Below are 14,346 nucleotides of genomic sequence, written 5' to 3' on the forward strand. Positions count from 1 at the left end.
ACTCAGATGGCAACTACAACAGTGGCGAGCGACCTCGCGACGCTGACCCGGCACTCGCTGGCGGGGCTGCGCATGCTGCTCGTCTTCACTCTCGTCACCGGGCTGGCGTACCCGCTCGCGATGACCGCCGTCGGGCAGGTGGCGTTCCCCTGGCAGGCGAACGGCTCGCTCGTCCAGTCCGACGGCGCCCGCACCACCGCGCGCTCCGACGCCGTGGGCTCCGCGCTCATCGCGCAGGGTTTCACGAGCCCGGAGTACTTCCACCCGCGCCCGTCGGCAGCGGGCGACGGCTACGACACCCTGGCCTCCGCCGGGTCCAACCTGGGCCCGCTCAACCCCGACCTGGTGGCGACGATCGAGGAGCGCAAGGCCGCGGTGGCGGCCCTGGAGGGCGTGGACCCGGCAGACGTCCCGGCCGACGCCGTCACGGCCTCGGCCTCCGGCCTGGACCCGCACATCAGTCCTGCGTACGCGGCGATCCAGGTGGCCCGGGTCGCGGAGGCGCGCGGCCTGCCCGTGGCCGACGTCGAGCAGGCGGTGGCCGAGCACACCACCGGCCGCGACGTGGGCGTCCTGGGCGACCCGCGCGTGAACGTGCTGGAGCTCAATCTCGCCCTCGATGACGCAAACTGAGGCCATGACCACCGGACGCCGGGGCCGCCTCACCGTCTATCTGGGGGCGGCCCCGGGCGTAGGGAAGACCTACGCCATGCTCGACGAGGCGCACCGCCGCCGCGCACGGGGCACCGACGTCGTGATCGGCCTCGTGGAGACGCACGGCCGGACGGCGACGGTCGAGCGGACAGGTGACCTCGAGATGCTTCCGCGGCGGCTCGTCGAGCACCGCGGCACGACGCTCACCGAGCTCGATGTCCCGGCCGTGCTGGAGCGGGCGCCCGAGGTGGCCCTGGTGGACGAGCTCGCGCACACCAACGCCCCCGGCTCGGAGCATCCCAAGCGCTGGCAGGACGTGCACGACCTGCTGGACGCCGGTATCGACGTGGTCACCACGGTCAACGTGCAGCACCTCGCCTCCCTGACGGACGACGTCGAGGCCATCACCGGCGTCCGGCAGCGCGAGACGGTGCCGGACAAGGTGGTGCGCGAGGCCGACCAGATCCAGCTCGTGGACCTCTCGCCCGAGCAGCTGCGGCGTCGGCTCGCGCACGGCAACGTCTACCGCGCGGACCAGATCGACGCGTCCATGTCGTCGTTCTTCCGCGTCGGCAACCTGACGGCGCTGCGCGAGCTCGCCCTGCTGTGGCTCGCCGACCGGGTGGACGACGCCCTGACCAGGTACCGCGCCGACCACTCGATCGGCGGCACCTGGCCCGCCCGCGAGCGCATAGTCGTGGCCGTCACCGGTGGCCCGGAGACGGAGACGCTGCTGCGCCGGGCGGCCCGGATCGCCCAGCGGGCGGCCGGTACCGAGCTGCTGGCGGTGCACGTGCTGCCGACCGACGGCCTGCCGTCGACGCCGTCGGCCACCATCGCGGCGCACCGCGCGCTCGCCGAGTCGCTCGGGGGCGTGTTCCACACGGTGGTGGGGGAGGACGTGCCGACTGCCGTCGTGGACTTCGCGCGCGGGGTCAACGCGACGATGATCGTGGTGGGCGTCTCGCGGCACAGCGTGTGGCGGCAGGCCCTGCTCGGGTCCTCCGGCGCGGAGATCGCCCGCCTCTCCGGCGCTATCGACGTGCACCTGGTGACGCACGAACGGGCACACGTCGGGACGGGCGTCGGGTCCCGGTACTCGTCGCTGTCCCCGAAGCGCCGGGCGGCGGGCTGGGGATCGGCCCTGGTGCTGCCTGCGGCCCTGACGGGAGTGCTGCTGCTGATCGGCCGGGACGACGTCGCTCTCGCGACGGACGCCATGCTCCTCCTCGCTGGGGTGGTCGGTGTGGCCCTGATCGGCGGGCTGTGGCCGGCGGTCGTGGCAGCTGTCGTGTCGAACCTGTGCCTGAACTGGTTCTTCGCGGCGCCGGTGGGCCGGCTGACGATCGCCGAGGGAGAGAACGTGCTCGCCCTTGCCGTGTTCCTGGTGGTCGCGGTAGCCGTCGCGTCCGTCGTCGACCTCGCGGCGCGGCGCTCCACCCAGGCCTACCGGGCGCGCGCCGAGGCGTCCACGCTCGCCGCACTGTCACGTTCCGTGCTGTCGGGGGACGACACGGCGCAGGCGATCGTGCAGCGCCTGGCGCAGACCTTCGCGATGGCCGAGGTGCGGCTCGAGGAGCGCGCCGACGACCGTGCGCCCTGGACGGTGGTGGCCCATGAGAGGTGGGCCACCGCGGAGGCTGGGTCGGGCGCCGGGTCGGGCGCAGGGTCCGGCGGGTCCGGCGGGTCCGCCGGGTCCGGCGCCGGGTCCGGCGGCGCGGACGACGGGCCCGTCACCGAGGTGGCGATCGACGACAGGCACCGGCTCCTGCTGGCCGGCCGGGTCCTCCCGGCGAGCGACCGGCAGGTCGTCGAGGCGTTCGGCGCGCAGGCCGGCATCGTGCTGGAGCACCGGCGGCTGCGGGAGCAGGCGGCCCAGGCGGAGGTGCTGGAGCGGACGGAGAGCACCCGCACGGCGCTGCTCGCCGCCGTCTCGCACGACCTGCGCACGCCCCTCGCGGTGATCCGCACGGCGGTGGACGGCCTCGCGTCGCCCGACGTCGAGCTCGACCGCGAGGACCGGGACATCCTCACTGCCACCATCGCGGACTCGACCTACCGGCTGGAGCGGCTCATCGGCAACCTCCTGGACCTGTCGCGCCTGCAGACCGGCGCCGTCCGCCCGGTCCTGCGCGCCGCGTCCCTGGAGGAGGTGGTGCCGATCGCCGTCGAGCCGTGGCTCTCCGACCTCGCGCTCGACGTGCCAGAGGACCTCCCGCTCGTGCACACGGACCCGGGCCTGTTCGAGCGGGTGGTGGCGAACGTGGTCTCCAACGCGGTGCGGCATTCGCCGCCTGGCGCGAAGGTGCTGTTCACGGCCTCCGCGACGCGCGCGGCGGTGGAGCTGCGGATCGCGGACGCCGGACCCGGCGTGCCCGACGACCGCAAGGCCACCATGTTCGAGCCCTTCCAGCGGCTCGACGACACGAGCGTCAACGGTCTCGGCCTCGGGCTGGCGGTCGCGTCGGGGCTCGCGGACGCCGTCGGCGCCCGGATCGCCGCGGAGGACACCCCCGGCGGCGGCCTGACGATGGTGCTCACCGTCCCGCGCGAACCGGCGCCGGATTCTGGTCTGGATGATGGGATGGTCCCGTGACGGGGGAGCCGGACGGCGGGGGAGAGCGGGCGGTGACGGGCAACCGCGTCCTCGTGGTGGACGACGACGGCGCGCTCGCCCGCGCCCTGGCCATCAACCTGCGGGCGCACGGCTGGGACGTGACGGTAGCGCCGACGGGTGCGGCGGGGCTGGACGCGGCGGCGTCCGCCAGGCCCGACGTGGTGCTCCTCGACCTCGGGCTGCCCGACATGCCGGGCCTCGATGTCATCGCGGGGATCCGCGGCTGGACGCGGGTGCCGATAGTCGTGCTGTCCGCGCGGCAGCTCGGCGACGACAAGGTGGACGCCCTCGACGCCGGCGCCGACGACTACGTGACCAAGCCGTTCGCGATGAACGAGCTGCTCGCGCGGCTGCGCGCCGCCGTCCGGCGGGCGGAGCCTGCCCACCCGGAGGAGCCGGTGGTCGTCGCGGGCGAGCTGCGGATCGACCTGGCGCGGCGGCAGGTCTCCCGCAACGGCGCCGACGTGCGGCTGAGCCCCACCGAGTGGGCGCTGCTGGAGGTGCTGGTGCGCAACCGCGGCCGGCTCGTGGACCGCAAGCTGCTGCTGCACGAGGTCTGGGGCCCCGCGTACTCGACCGAGACCAACTACCTGCGCGTCTACACGGCGCAGCTGCGGCGCAAGCTGGAGAAGGACCCGTCGCACCCGCGCCACATCCTCACGCATCCGGGGGCGGGCTACCGGTTCGAGGAGTAGCTGGCCATCCGGCGAGTTCGGTCCCTTGCACCGGAACATCCGTGACTTCGGTCGGTTGCCCTGAGATCGGTCGTTTGAATTACCGATCTCATGGCAACCGACCGAACTGAGATCAGCAGCCGTGCAACCGACCGAAGTCGCGAGGCGGACAAGGCCGACCGCGGTCTCTCAACGATCGCGAGTGTCGTCCAGCGACCCGGCGAGCGTGATGAGCACCCGCTCGAAGACCTCCCGGTCGGAGGCTGGTACGTCGCGAAGGAGGTCGTCCTCCATCTCGCGGATGTCAGCCCTGCAGCGTTCGAGGACCCGTCGCCCTTCGGCGGTGAGCGAGACGACGCGGTTGCGGCGATCTGCGGGATCGGGTTCGCGGTTCACGAGCCCCAGCTCCGAGAGGCGGTCGAGGTTGCCGATCAGCCGCGTCTTGTCTCGCCCGGCCTCGGCCGCAAGCTGAGCCTGCGTGGGTGCGTCCTTCCCGTCGAGAGCGCCGAGGACGGCGTAGTCCCACATCCGCAGCCCGGCGCGCTCGAGGATCGGCTCCTCCCGGGCGATCGCCGCCCGGATCAGCCGGGACAGCAGGTAGCCAAGCTCTGGTCGCTCCACGGTGCGATCCTAACCAGGCGACCATGATCTACAAGGGTGTATCGTCTACGCATGCTTACTTATTCAAAGATGCTCACCCTGCATGACGACGCCCTCGCCGACACCACAGCGCTGGTCGAGCGGGCGGCCCGCGGTGACCTCGGGATCGCCACACCGTGCGACGGCTGGGACCTCGCGGACCTGCTGTCGCACATGATCGGCCAGAACCTCGGCTTCGCGGCTGCGGTCGCTACCGGCGACGCGGACGAGGCCGCCTATGCGGGACCGGACGTCACCCCGGCGAACGCCGTCGGCGAGTGGCACGCGTCCGCCGAGGCCCTCCGGGCCGCGTTCGGGCCGGCTGACGAGACCGCCGTCGTCCGTCTCGCCGAGTTCGACATTCAGGTGACCCCCGCCGTCGCGCTCAGCATGCAGCTCCTCGACACCGCGGTCCACGCCTGGGACGTCGCCACGGCGCTCGGCGACACCTACCGGCCCGAAGACGCCGTCACCGAGCTGGTCCTCGACTTCGCCCGGCAGATCGCGAGCCGGCCCGGCGGATCGCCCGGCGTCTTCGGCGGGCCGCTGGCCGAGACCGGCGCCGACCCCTGGCTCGACGCCCTGCGCCTCCTGGGCCGGGACTCGCAGGCGGTCGAGGCGTGACCGCAACTGTCGCGACGCCAGTCTCTTCAATCCGACGTACCTAAGAGGTCTGGTTGGGGGCTTCTCGCGGGTGCGATCGTGGCACCTCGCAGCCATCCGCCCTGTCGGCTTGGGAACCGTGCTCTCCCACCTGCATCTCGCAACCTGCTGCGGTTTCGAGTGGTCCGGGAGCAGCCATCAGGCCCCCGTGGCCGGGGTAATGGCGCGCGGCACGGGTAATGAAGGTGTCCGAGATGCGCGATGGGGTGATGTTAGGCGCTCATGGCACTGCGGGCGTGGCACCGGGGCAGGGGGTCCCGCAAACGCCATGATCCCGACATGGGCATCGCATCGTGGTGGTACGGACCGGCGTCGATCAATTACGAGCCGTCGTCGGAGCTTATGCCGGAGACCCACGTCGACTTCGGGGGGCAGACACTGCTGCAATCGCACTATCAAGAGATACGTAAGGAGTTCGAGGCCGCATGCGACGAGGTCAGGCTCTACCGGATCCACAACGACAGTGGATACGCGCGTTCCGGAGAGGCTCTCGCGAGCCTGGCGCCTGATCCGAATGATGCAGACCAGGCTGTCCTGGAGGCGCTAACGCTTGTCGGATACATCGATGGTGTGCAGTATCCAGTCATCCGCTTCGATTTTGGGTCCAAGCGTCCTGGAGTGCTGTGGTGGGACCACTTCCAAGTCACCAATCCCAACGCCGAGCTGCAGGCCGGTCTAAGACGAAGTGCGCTTAGCGACGAACATGGCCTCCCGCCTGGGTTCGAGGACATGGTGGCCGAGAGGAGCGAGAAAGTCGCTCGGCGACTCTCGGGAGCGTATGAAGCGACTAAGCGGCGGGTCCTGGAGGCGGGGCATGGTCGCTCCACGCCATGGAGGCGCTGGGCGATGCTCGCCGGTGTTGGAAGTTGGGCCTTGGCTGCGGGCCTACTCTTGTGGTTGATCCTTGGTTCCGAGGCGCCATTGCCAGCGCTGTTGATCGCCGCCGTTGCCCTGGCGACAAGTGCGCGTTCCGTCCAAGTGCGAGTGCACAGCCGTCTGCGGGTGCGTCACCAATCCACGTGGCAACAGGGGCCGGTGCGTTTGCGTTGGACGACCCGCACTGCGGTGAGGGAGGCCCGGGCGAACAGTCGCCGCGACATATGGGTCGGCTTTATAGGTAGCTTGATCGGCGCGGCCCTTGCCTGGCTCACGTGGCTGGTCCAGCAGTAGCCATGAATCCCCGCAGCGCGCTAGGAGTGTCGGCCGGCGTCTGTGCAGCACTTGATCCGTACGTGCGTGTGTTCAGGCGCGACGGTCAAGGACCTTATTGCGCGGATGAGGCGCCAGTCCATGGCCGCCGCGCTGATCTATCTGCGCACGAACCGCGGAGGATCGCGCCGCTAAATCCCCCTATGCCATGGACCAATGGGCGCGGATCGCGGACCTGGCGTGGGGCGGGAACCGATCTCGTCAGCTGGTGGGACGAGCATCGGCAGGGCTGGCGTGACTAACCGTCGGCGAGCGGCGTTGACCATTTGAGCACGGTCGAGCCGTGGCTGACCTTGACGGCGACCTCGACAACTCGGCCATCGGTCAGGAACACCGTCCGGAGCACCTGAGTCACGATCACTGTGCCAGTGAGCCCGAGGGCCGTCCGCTCGGGGTCGGTGGCGAACCGGGAGGTTACTTCTTCGAGTACGCGCCCTTGGGCCACCCCAAGCCGTTCGGCGGCCAGCTCTCGTGAGCCACCCGTGGAGACCGGCTCAGCAAGTTCTGGTGCTGCCACCACGACGTACGGCGGGTAGTAGGACGACGACAGGTGAACCGGTGAGCCGCCGCGCTTGACGAGCCGTCGTCGGACTTGCGTTGGTGAGCCGGGCTCGACGCCCAGCCGCGCCGCTATGGCCTCGTCGGCGCCAACGGTGCTGACTTCCATGATTTCCGACGTTTCCCCGGTCGCCAGCGCACTGCCTGTAGCCGCGTGGGTCCGGACGCGGGCAGCGATGTTGTCGCTGCTGTAGCTCGCGACGACGGTTCCGGCGCCGGTGCTTGCGGCCGTCAGCCCTTCCTCCTTGAGGACCTTGTAGGCCCTGACAGCGGTGGCGTTGGAGACTTCCCACTCCTCCATGACCTTCCGCACGGTCGGCATCTTGTCGCCAGGGCGCATGGCGCCGTCGCGGATCAGATTCCGGAAGTGCTCGGCGATCGCGGCGTATCCCGCAGATTTGGCCATGTCGCGCTCTCTTCCCTCCATCGAGTGCTCTACTTTGTCTTGCTGTGCTCTACTTCTTGCTCTACTGTCGATAGCGGAGCACGCCAGGACATCCACACCAGCATAGCTCCGGCGAAGGCTGGAAGATGGCCTGTTTTGGCCAGCGTGCGGCCGGGTGAGACATCGGCACGTGGTTCCAGACAGCAGAGCAAGCCGCGCGACAACTCGATGCCGAGAATCTGTCGAGCGCACGAGGGGGACGGGATGGGGCTTGCGTACATGGTCGCGCTCGATATCGATGGGACGTTGCTCCGGACCGGGGAACCCGTGCCTGAGGTCACCGTGCAGGCGGTGAAGCGGGCCCGAGCCGCGGGGCACCACGTGATCCTGGCTTCGGGCCGGTCGCTCGTCGGCGTGCTGCCGGTGGCGAACCAGCTCGGGATCACGAACGGTCGAGTGGTTGCCTCGAACGGCGCGGTTACAGCGCGGTTGACCCCAGGAGCCTCAGCTGGATTCGTGCTGGAGCATGTGCTGCGCTTCGACGTCGGCCCGGTGATCGATCTCGCGTTGAGGCTGCTGCCTGGGGCGCGGATCGGCGTGGAGGAAACCGGCGTCGGCTACTGGGTGAACCATCTGTTCGAGCCCGACCAGATCAACGGCGCACAACGCATCGTGGACCGGGACACACTCGAGCGGTTGCTGTCCGCCCGCCTGATCGTGCAGGCCGACGACGTCCACTCGATCGTGGACGAACTCCGGGCCCTGCGAGTGACTGTCAACCGTGTCGGTGACGGGTGGCTCGATGTAACTCCGGCTGGCCGGTCCAAGGCCACCGCACTCGAGAAGGTCCGTGCTGATCTCGGCGTCCTGCCCGAGCACACGGTCGCCGTCGGCGACGGAATGAACGACGCCGAGGCCCTCGTATGGGCCGCTCACGGAGTGGCGATGGCGCACGCGCCTGACGCCCTCAAAGCCATTGCCGACCACGTCACCGGGACCATCGACGACCACGGCGTCGTCCCAGTCCTGCGCTCGCTGGTGTTCGGGACCGTGGATGGCCGTCGGCCGCTCTGCCGCCCGCTCTCCACATCTCTCACCTGACTGTCCGATCACTGCCAGAGGAGTACTGCCGATGCTTGAGACCGCGAACCGTGAAGCAATGCCTTGGCACAGGCCGGATGGGGTCAACCCAGGGCGCGCAAGGGGTGCGATCCGTCGCCTGTACGACCGGGAAGATCTCGCTCCGGGGCGGTTGTCCGCCCCGCTGCTGGTCCGTCCAGACGGCGAGGCAACAGGCGCACTGCCGGGCGAGGTCGATCTGGCAGGGCTTGAGCAGGAAGTGCGTCGCCTTGCAGACATGGGACTGGGCGGCGTGAAGGTGTTCGTGACGGGGCACGATCGCGATGCCTACGCCTCGGGCGCAAAGGCCGCGAGGAACCGCATGATCCTGGCGGTCGAGACGATCAAGGCGGCGGCGCCCGGCCTGGCGATCACCACTGAGGTGTGCGGATGCTCCTGGACGTCATCGCACGAGTGCGTCCTGCGCGATTCGGACGGGCGGATCGACCTGTACGGCACGTACGAGCTCATGGGCGAGATGGCTGTGTTGCACGCGCGTGCAGGGGTCGACGTCGTCTCTCCTACAGCGATGCTCGACGGTTCGATCCGGATTGTGCGCCGGGCGCTCGATTCCGATGGCTGGCGCGATGTGTCGGTGAACCCGAACATCGCAGTAGACACTGCCCTGTACGGGCCATTCAGGAATGTGATGGGTACCCAGCCGGCGTCTGGTCGTCGCAACGGTCTGCAGATCGATCCGGCCCGGCTCGTGCCCGATGTGATCGCGTGCGCTGACCGGTGGCTCGCCGAGGGCGCCGACACACTGACGCTGCAGCCGGTGATGACCAACACCGATGCACTGAGCGCGCTCGGTGGCCGAACTTCCGTGCCGGTAGTGGCGTACTCGACCTCGGGCGAGTGGGCTGCGCTACGTGACCTACCCGACCAGGTGGCTCTGGACTACCACCGGATGCTGTTCCGGCTGGGCGCGGATCATGTCTTGACCTTCGCTGCGGCGGCGATCGCCTACTCCCTCCAGGACGGAGCCTGACCGTGAACGACGAACCCCTGGCCCGTCCGGACCGGCTCGTTGTCGTCGAGGAGACGGCTGACCGGCTCGGGTTCCACATGTCGTGCGAGGACCGCACCGGTTCGCTCCTGGCAACCCTGGTGGCATCCAAGCCCGGCGGGAGGTTCCTGGAGATCGGCACCGGCGTCGGTGCCGGAATCGCGTGGATGCTGTCCGGGATGGATCTCGGTGCTCATCTGACGACCATCGAGATCGACCCACGGGTCCATGCGGCCGCGTCGGTGACGTTTGTCGACGACGCGCGGGTGGAGTTCGTATGCGCCGACGCCGGCCGGTGGCTGCAGGAGTACGAGGGCGACCCGTTCGACCTGGCCTTCGTCGACTGGAGGCCCGGCAAGTTCGATCAGCTCGATACGCTCGCCGACCTGCTTGCTCCGGGCGGGCTGTATGTCGTGGACGATCTGTTGCCACAGGACACCTGGCCCGCTGACCACCCGGAGCGCGTCGCTCAGTTCTGGCAGGCCTGGCCCCGACCCGACATGGTCGCGACTCCGATCGGGTGGGCCAGTGGGCTTCTTGTCGCGGCGAAGAAGGCCCCGGCGCGGATACCGTAGGCCTCATGTCTTCTCCCGTCCTGCGGATCGTGACCCGGTCGTCGCCGATGGCGCGCGCCCAGGTCGAGCGTGTCCGCAACCTCCTCGCCCAGACCTCACCGGACCTGGAGGTGGAGGTCGTCCCGGTCACGACCACCGCGGACCGGTGGACCGGCAGCCTGAGTGCCCTGGGCGGCAAGGAGAACTTCGTCCGTGAGGTCGACGCCGTCCTGGCCGCCGGAGCCGCAGACGTTGCGGTGCACTGCCTCAAGGACATGCCCGGCGAGAAGCCGCTCCCGCCGGGCATGACGATCGCGGGTTACCTCGCGCGCGACGACGTGCGCGACTGCCTCGTCAGCCCGGCCGGGCTTCGGCTGGCCGAACTACCTGCCGGAGCGAAGGTCGGCACCTCCTCGGTGCGCCGACGGGCTCAGCTCGCCGCCGTCCGCCCCGACCTGGACTTCGTGCTGTTCCGCGGCAACGCCAACAAGCGGTTGGAGAAGCTCGCCGGCGGTGAGGTGGACGCGGCGATCCTGGCTGTCAGTGGGCTGGAACGTATCGGCCGCGTCGACGCGATCACCGAGACCTTTGAGCCCGAGGTCATGCTCCCGCCAGTCGGAGCAGGCATCCTGGCTCTGCAGTGCCGCGCCCACGACGACGCCACCCTCGACATCTTGGCCCCGCTCAACGACCCCACGACGTGGCGCGAAGCCGCTGCCGAGCGAATGTTCCTGCACGTGCTGCAGGGCCACTGCAACAGCCCGATCGCCGGCTACGCGGCGCATGTCGACGACGAGCTGGTCCTGAGCGGTGCGGTCTACTCGCTCGACGGGAAGACCGCCCTGACCGCCGCGGAGGACTCGGGTGCCTTCACCCCGGCAGACCTGGGCATGAGCGTGGCACTCGCACTGGTCAAGCAGGGCGCTCGGGACATCATCAGCGCCGCCGCGCCGGCTCTCTGACCCGCAGCATCGCAGAGGTTCGCGTCCGGATCCTCGAAGGCCGCACGGGGCCGGTGCGCATCCCCAGCACGACGCCGACCACGACGACCGCGACACCCAGCCACACGACCAGCCCGGGTACGGGGCCGCCGAGCAGGACACCGCCCACGGCCGACGCGACGGGCACGACGCCGGTGAACAGCCCGGCGCGCCCGGGCCCGATCCGGCCGACCGCCGTGTACCAGAGCAGGAACGCCACGACGGTGACGCCCAGCGCGAGGTGCAGCATCGCGGGCACGTGCGCGGCCCGCAGGGTCCCGACTGCGCCCGGTTCCTCCGTCGTCAGGCTGAGCGCCCACAGCGCCACCGCCGCGATCCACACCGCGTGGAGCGACACACCGTGCGGCCCGAGCCGGCGCAGCACCGGGATCGCCAGCAGCGTGAACCCCGCCTCGCAGACCAGGGTCAGCAGCGCGTAGCCCAGTCCAGCGGCGTCGGCGCGCCCGCCACCGGTCACCAGGACGGCGCCCAGGGTCACCACTATCGCTGCGGTCACCACCACCGGCGTCGGCCGCGTCTGACCGAGCAGCGGCCCCACCAGCGCCAGCAGGATGGGCACCGCCGCGACGGCGACCCCGATCACCGCAGGCTCTGCATGCGCGACGCCGCGCACGACACCCACGTTGAACAGCACCAGCCCCGTCAGCGCCACGCCCGCGAGCCACGCCCACTCCCGGCCACGCGGTACCGGGACGGAGCGTCCGGTGAACCGCAGGACCAGGAACAGCACGACCGCGGCCAGCGTGTACCGGAGTGCCTGCACCGCGAACAGGGGAGCGTCGGCCAGCACGCCCGAGACCGCCACCTGGCTGCCGACGAGCGCCATCCCGATCCCCGCGTACAGCGGCCCGGACCACTGCCGCACCTGAGGGCGCGCGTCGGCGGCGTGCTCGGCGCCGGATTCGAGGCCGGGACCGATAGGGGTGGGCTCCGGGGCCCGCAAGCCCGGTGGCGTAGTGGTCGTCATGTCCGCGAGCCTGCTCGAACCTTGGTATATCTGACAGTGCCAAGCCCGCATCGATCGAGGGGACCAAGATGCCCGGGGCAGACTTCCTCCAGCTCGACCCCGCACAGGCCGGCCGCGGGAGCCTGACCGCTTGGCTGGTCGAGACGGTGCGGGACGCCGTGTCCGACGGCCGGCTCTCCCCGGGCGACCGACTGCCCGCGACGCGCGTCCTCGCCGACCAGCTCGGCTGCTCACGCGGCGTGGTGGTCGACGCCTACCGCCGCCTCACGGACGAGGGTCTGCTCTCCGGCCGGCACGGGGGCGGTACGACGGTCCGCGCCGCCTGGGCTCTGGCGCCCGAACCGCGGTCCGCTACGCCGTCCGCTCCAGCCGCGCCCTTCATCCTGACCGCGCAGTCCGGCCTGGCGGGCGATCTGCCGGAGCCGATCACACCGGGGCCACCGGGCTCCCCGCAGGCCGACCTGATCGACCTGTCGCCAGGCCTGCCTGACCTCTCGGCGTTCCCCCGCGCCGCCTGGGCCCGCGCGGAACGTGCGGCACTGTCCGGGCTGACGTCGAGCGAGCTCGGCTACGGCGACCCGCGCGGCCTGCCCGCCCTCCGCACGGCGCTGGCCGGCTGGCTCGCGCGTACCAGGGGACTCCGTGCGCACCCGGACGACATCCTCGTCGTCAACGGCGTCTCGCAGGGCCTCACGCTGCTCGCCCGGACGCTCGGTGCGCGCGGGCTGCGCCGGATCGGGTTCGAGGACCCGGGATCCTTCGGCGCCCGTGAGCACCTCCGGCGGTGGGACCTGGAACCCGTTCCGGTCCCCGTCGACCAGGACGGCCTGGACGTCGCGGCGCTCGGCAGGACAGGCGTGGACGCGGTGGTGGTCACCCCTGCGCACCAGTTCCCCACCGGTGTGGTGCTCGCACCGGACCGACGCCGGGAGCTGGTCGCCTGGGCACGCGCCGCACCGCCGTCGGCCCTCGCCGGCCTGGCAGGCCGGCTGGTCATCGAGGACGACTACGACGCCGAGCACCGCTACGACCGCCCGCCCGTGCCCGCGCTGCGCACGCTCGCGCCCGACCACGTGGTCCACCTCGGCAGCGTGTCCAAGTCGCTCGCCCCGGCCATCCGGATCGGCTGGCTGCTCGCGCCAGCCGCACTCCAGGCGGAGCTGGTCGAGGCTCGCTACTGGTCCGACCTCGCCGGTCCGGCGCTGTCCCAGCTCGCCCTGGCCCACTTCATCACCACCGGCGGGTTCGAACGGCACCTCCGCCAGGTCCGACGGCGGCACCGTGCCCGCCGCGACGCACTGCTCGCGGCGCTCGCGACCCATCTGCCCAGCAGCACCGCCCACGGTGTGGCCGCCGGCCTGCACCTGCTGGTTACGGTGCCGGGCATCGACGACGCCGCAGTCGTCCGGCGCGCGGGCGAGGTCGGTGTTCGCGTACAGCCCCTCTCGGCGCACCGGCTGGGCGACGGGCCATCAGGCCTGGTGATCGGCTATGCCGCGAGCACCCCCGACCAGCTCCACGAGGCGATGCGCCGGATCGCACAGGTTCTGAGGTGATCAAGAACGGCGTTCAACGTGTGGCGACGGAATTCGTGATCCGGTGTTCACAAACCAGTGAGGCCCTTTCCCGAAATTCGGGAAAGGGCCTCACCGGTAGCCTTTTGCGCCAGCCCCACCGTTCGCGAACAGCTGGCGGAAAAGACGTCAGATGCCGGCCGTACTGGCGACGTCCGGCAAGTTCGTCACATGCCCGGAAGAGGAAGGGGCAGAGGCAGGGGGAGGGGCAGGCCGAGGCCGCCCAGGAGCGAGCCGAGCAGGTCGGTGACCGTGGCGAGCAGGGTGTCCAGCAGGCCGAGGTCAGGAACCGGGAGCGGCACCGGGAGGTCCGGGACCGGAAGGTCAGGCACGGGGACGTCCGGCACCGGGAGGTCGGCCGGGACGTCCGGGACTGCTTCTACAGCAGTCGCGGCTTCGGGTACTGCCACGGCGTCGGTCGCGACATCAGGCACTGCCTCGACCTCGGTCGCGAGGTCAGGTACTGCCTCGGTCGCGGCCTCCGGCACTGCCTCGACCTCGGTCGCGGCCTCCGGCACTGCCTCGACCTCGGTCGCGGCTTCCGGAGCGGCCTCGGGCTCGGCCGCGACCTCCGGCACCGGATCGGCTGCGGTGACCGCGGCCGCAGGCGCATCGCCCTCGGCCGTCACCAGGGCGCTGGCCCCTGTCGTGGCTGCGCAGACCATGCCCGCCGAGACGGCCACGGTAACGACAGCTCGGCTAACTGCACGGAATCCTCGGATC

The 14,346-nt window shown here is 70.7% G+C and carries 14 protein-coding genes; 10 read left to right on the top strand and 4 right to left on the bottom strand.

What is annotated here, in order from left to right; genetic code table 11:
* Window positions 1-6 precede the first annotated feature (6 nt).
* The 3 genes from kdpC to AB0F70_RS23435 are packed head-to-tail and all read left to right on the top strand — an operon-like array spanning window position 7 to window position 3,966.
* The gene (gene kdpC / locus AB0F70_RS23425) at window positions 7-633 is read left to right on the top strand and encodes a potassium-transporting ATPase subunit KdpC (RefSeq protein WP_357454153.1); all 627 of its coding nucleotides are present in this window, start codon (window positions 7-9) and stop codon (window positions 631-633) included.
* Window positions 634-637: 4 nt separating this feature from the next.
* A complete protein-coding gene (locus tag AB0F70_RS23430) occupies window positions 638-3,250 on the top strand; it encodes a DUF4118 domain-containing protein (RefSeq protein ID WP_357454157.1) in 2,613 nt (870 codons plus the stop codon).
* Window positions 3,247-3,966 carry a response regulator transcription factor gene (locus tag AB0F70_RS23435; protein WP_357454160.1) on the top strand — a complete coding sequence of 240 codons (720 nt, stop codon included), beginning with the start codon at window positions 3,247-3,249 and terminating at the stop codon, window positions 3,964-3,966. The genes AB0F70_RS23430 and AB0F70_RS23435 overlap by 4 nt, the downstream gene beginning before the upstream one ends.
* Before the next feature lie 168 nt (window positions 3,967-4,134).
* Here AB0F70_RS23435 and AB0F70_RS23440 read toward each other — a convergent pair whose 3' ends face one another.
* A complete protein-coding gene (locus tag AB0F70_RS23440; RefSeq protein WP_357454163.1) occupies window positions 4,135-4,566 on the bottom strand; it encodes a MarR family transcriptional regulator in 432 nt (143 codons plus the stop codon).
* Between the two features lie 51 nt (window positions 4,567-4,617).
* Here AB0F70_RS23440 and AB0F70_RS23445 point away from each other — a divergent pair, with 51 nt between their 5' ends.
* The gene (locus tag AB0F70_RS23445) at window positions 4,618-5,208 is read left to right on the top strand and encodes a TIGR03086 family metal-binding protein (RefSeq protein WP_357454166.1); all 591 of its coding nucleotides are present in this window, start codon (window positions 4,618-4,620) and stop codon (window positions 5,206-5,208) included.
* Between the two features lie 318 nt (window positions 5,209-5,526).
* Entirely contained in the window at window positions 5,527-6,417 is an 891-nt protein-coding gene (locus AB0F70_RS23450) for a hypothetical protein (RefSeq protein ID WP_357454169.1), read from the top strand.
* Between the two features lie 277 nt (window positions 6,418-6,694).
* On the opposite strand, the gene AB0F70_RS23455 is transcribed toward AB0F70_RS23450, so the two are convergent.
* Complete coding sequence (locus AB0F70_RS23455; protein ID WP_357454172.1) at window positions 6,695-7,420, bottom strand: GntR family transcriptional regulator; 726 nt, start codon at window positions 7,418-7,420, stop codon at window positions 6,695-6,697.
* 144 nt (window positions 7,421-7,564) lie between these two features.
* Between AB0F70_RS23455 and AB0F70_RS23460 the strand changes: the two genes are divergently transcribed.
* Genes AB0F70_RS23460 through hemC form a run of 4 tightly spaced genes read left to right on the top strand, consistent with a single transcriptional unit; the run spans window position 7,565 to window position 11,043 of the window.
* Window positions 7,565-8,500, top strand: coding sequence for an HAD hydrolase family protein (locus tag AB0F70_RS23460; RefSeq protein WP_357454329.1), 936 nt, complete (start codon window positions 7,565-7,567; stop codon window positions 8,498-8,500).
* Between the two features lie 31 nt (window positions 8,501-8,531).
* Window positions 8,532-9,509 carry a hypothetical protein gene (locus tag AB0F70_RS23465; protein WP_357454175.1) on the top strand — a complete coding sequence of 326 codons (978 nt, stop codon included), beginning with the start codon at window positions 8,532-8,534 and terminating at the stop codon, window positions 9,507-9,509.
* A 2-nt stretch (window positions 9,510-9,511) separates the two neighbouring features.
* Window positions 9,512-10,102 carry a class I SAM-dependent methyltransferase gene (locus tag AB0F70_RS23470; protein WP_357454178.1) on the top strand — a complete coding sequence of 197 codons (591 nt, stop codon included), beginning with the start codon at window positions 9,512-9,514 and terminating at the stop codon, window positions 10,100-10,102.
* A gap of 5 nt (window positions 10,103-10,107) precedes the next feature.
* Window positions 10,108-11,043: a hydroxymethylbilane synthase gene (hemC, locus tag AB0F70_RS23475; protein WP_357454181.1), complete on the top strand. Its 936-nt coding sequence runs from the start codon at window positions 10,108-10,110 to the stop codon at window positions 11,041-11,043.
* Here the strand turns inward: hemC and AB0F70_RS23480 are convergent.
* Complete coding sequence (locus tag AB0F70_RS23480; protein WP_357454184.1) at window positions 11,018-12,049, bottom strand: DMT family transporter; 1,032 nt, start codon at window positions 12,047-12,049, stop codon at window positions 11,018-11,020. The genes hemC and AB0F70_RS23480 overlap by 26 nt on opposite strands.
* Before the next feature lie 68 nt (window positions 12,050-12,117).
* Between AB0F70_RS23480 and AB0F70_RS23485 the strand changes: the two genes are divergently transcribed.
* A complete protein-coding gene (locus tag AB0F70_RS23485; RefSeq protein WP_357454187.1) occupies window positions 12,118-13,605 on the top strand; it encodes a PLP-dependent aminotransferase family protein in 1,488 nt (495 codons plus the stop codon).
* Between the two features lie 185 nt (window positions 13,606-13,790).
* Here the strand turns inward: AB0F70_RS23485 and AB0F70_RS23490 are convergent, their stop codons facing one another.
* A complete protein-coding gene (locus AB0F70_RS23490; RefSeq protein ID WP_357454190.1) occupies window positions 13,791-14,306 on the bottom strand; it encodes a hypothetical protein in 516 nt (171 codons plus the stop codon).
* Window positions 14,307-14,346 lie beyond the last annotated feature (40 nt).

It is taken from the genome of Promicromonospora sp. NPDC023805, assembly GCF_040639635.1.
Taxonomy (GTDB): Bacteria; Actinomycetota; Actinomycetes; order Actinomycetales; family Cellulomonadaceae; genus Promicromonospora.

What these genes read in the sequence shown, in the direction of transcription:
- kdpC (WP_357454153.1), top strand. Translation starts at nt 7, where the DNA reads ATGGCAACTACAACAGTGGCGAGCGACCTCGCGACGCTGACCCGGCAC.
- AB0F70_RS23430 (WP_357454157.1), top strand. Translation starts at nt 638, where the DNA reads ATGACCACCGGACGCCGGGGCCGCCTCACCGTCTATCTGGGGGCGGCC.
- AB0F70_RS23445 (WP_357454166.1), top strand. Translation starts at nt 4,618, where the DNA reads ATGCTTACTTATTCAAAGATGCTCACCCTGCATGACGACGCCCTCGCC.
- AB0F70_RS23450 (WP_357454169.1), top strand. Translation starts at nt 5,527, where the DNA reads ATGGGCATCGCATCGTGGTGGTACGGACCGGCGTCGATCAATTACGAG.
- AB0F70_RS23455 (WP_357454172.1), bottom strand. Translation starts at nt 7,420, where the DNA reads ATGGCCAAATCTGCGGGATACGCCGCGATCGCCGAGCACTTCCGGAAT.
- AB0F70_RS23465 (WP_357454175.1), top strand. Translation starts at nt 8,532, where the DNA reads ATGCTTGAGACCGCGAACCGTGAAGCAATGCCTTGGCACAGGCCGGAT.
- hemC (WP_357454181.1), top strand. Translation starts at nt 10,108, where the DNA reads ATGTCTTCTCCCGTCCTGCGGATCGTGACCCGGTCGTCGCCGATGGCG.
- AB0F70_RS23480 (WP_357454184.1), bottom strand. Translation starts at nt 12,049, where the DNA reads ATGACGACCACTACGCCACCGGGCTTGCGGGCCCCGGAGCCCACCCCT.
- AB0F70_RS23485 (WP_357454187.1), top strand. Translation starts at nt 12,118, where the DNA reads ATGCCCGGGGCAGACTTCCTCCAGCTCGACCCCGCACAGGCCGGCCGC.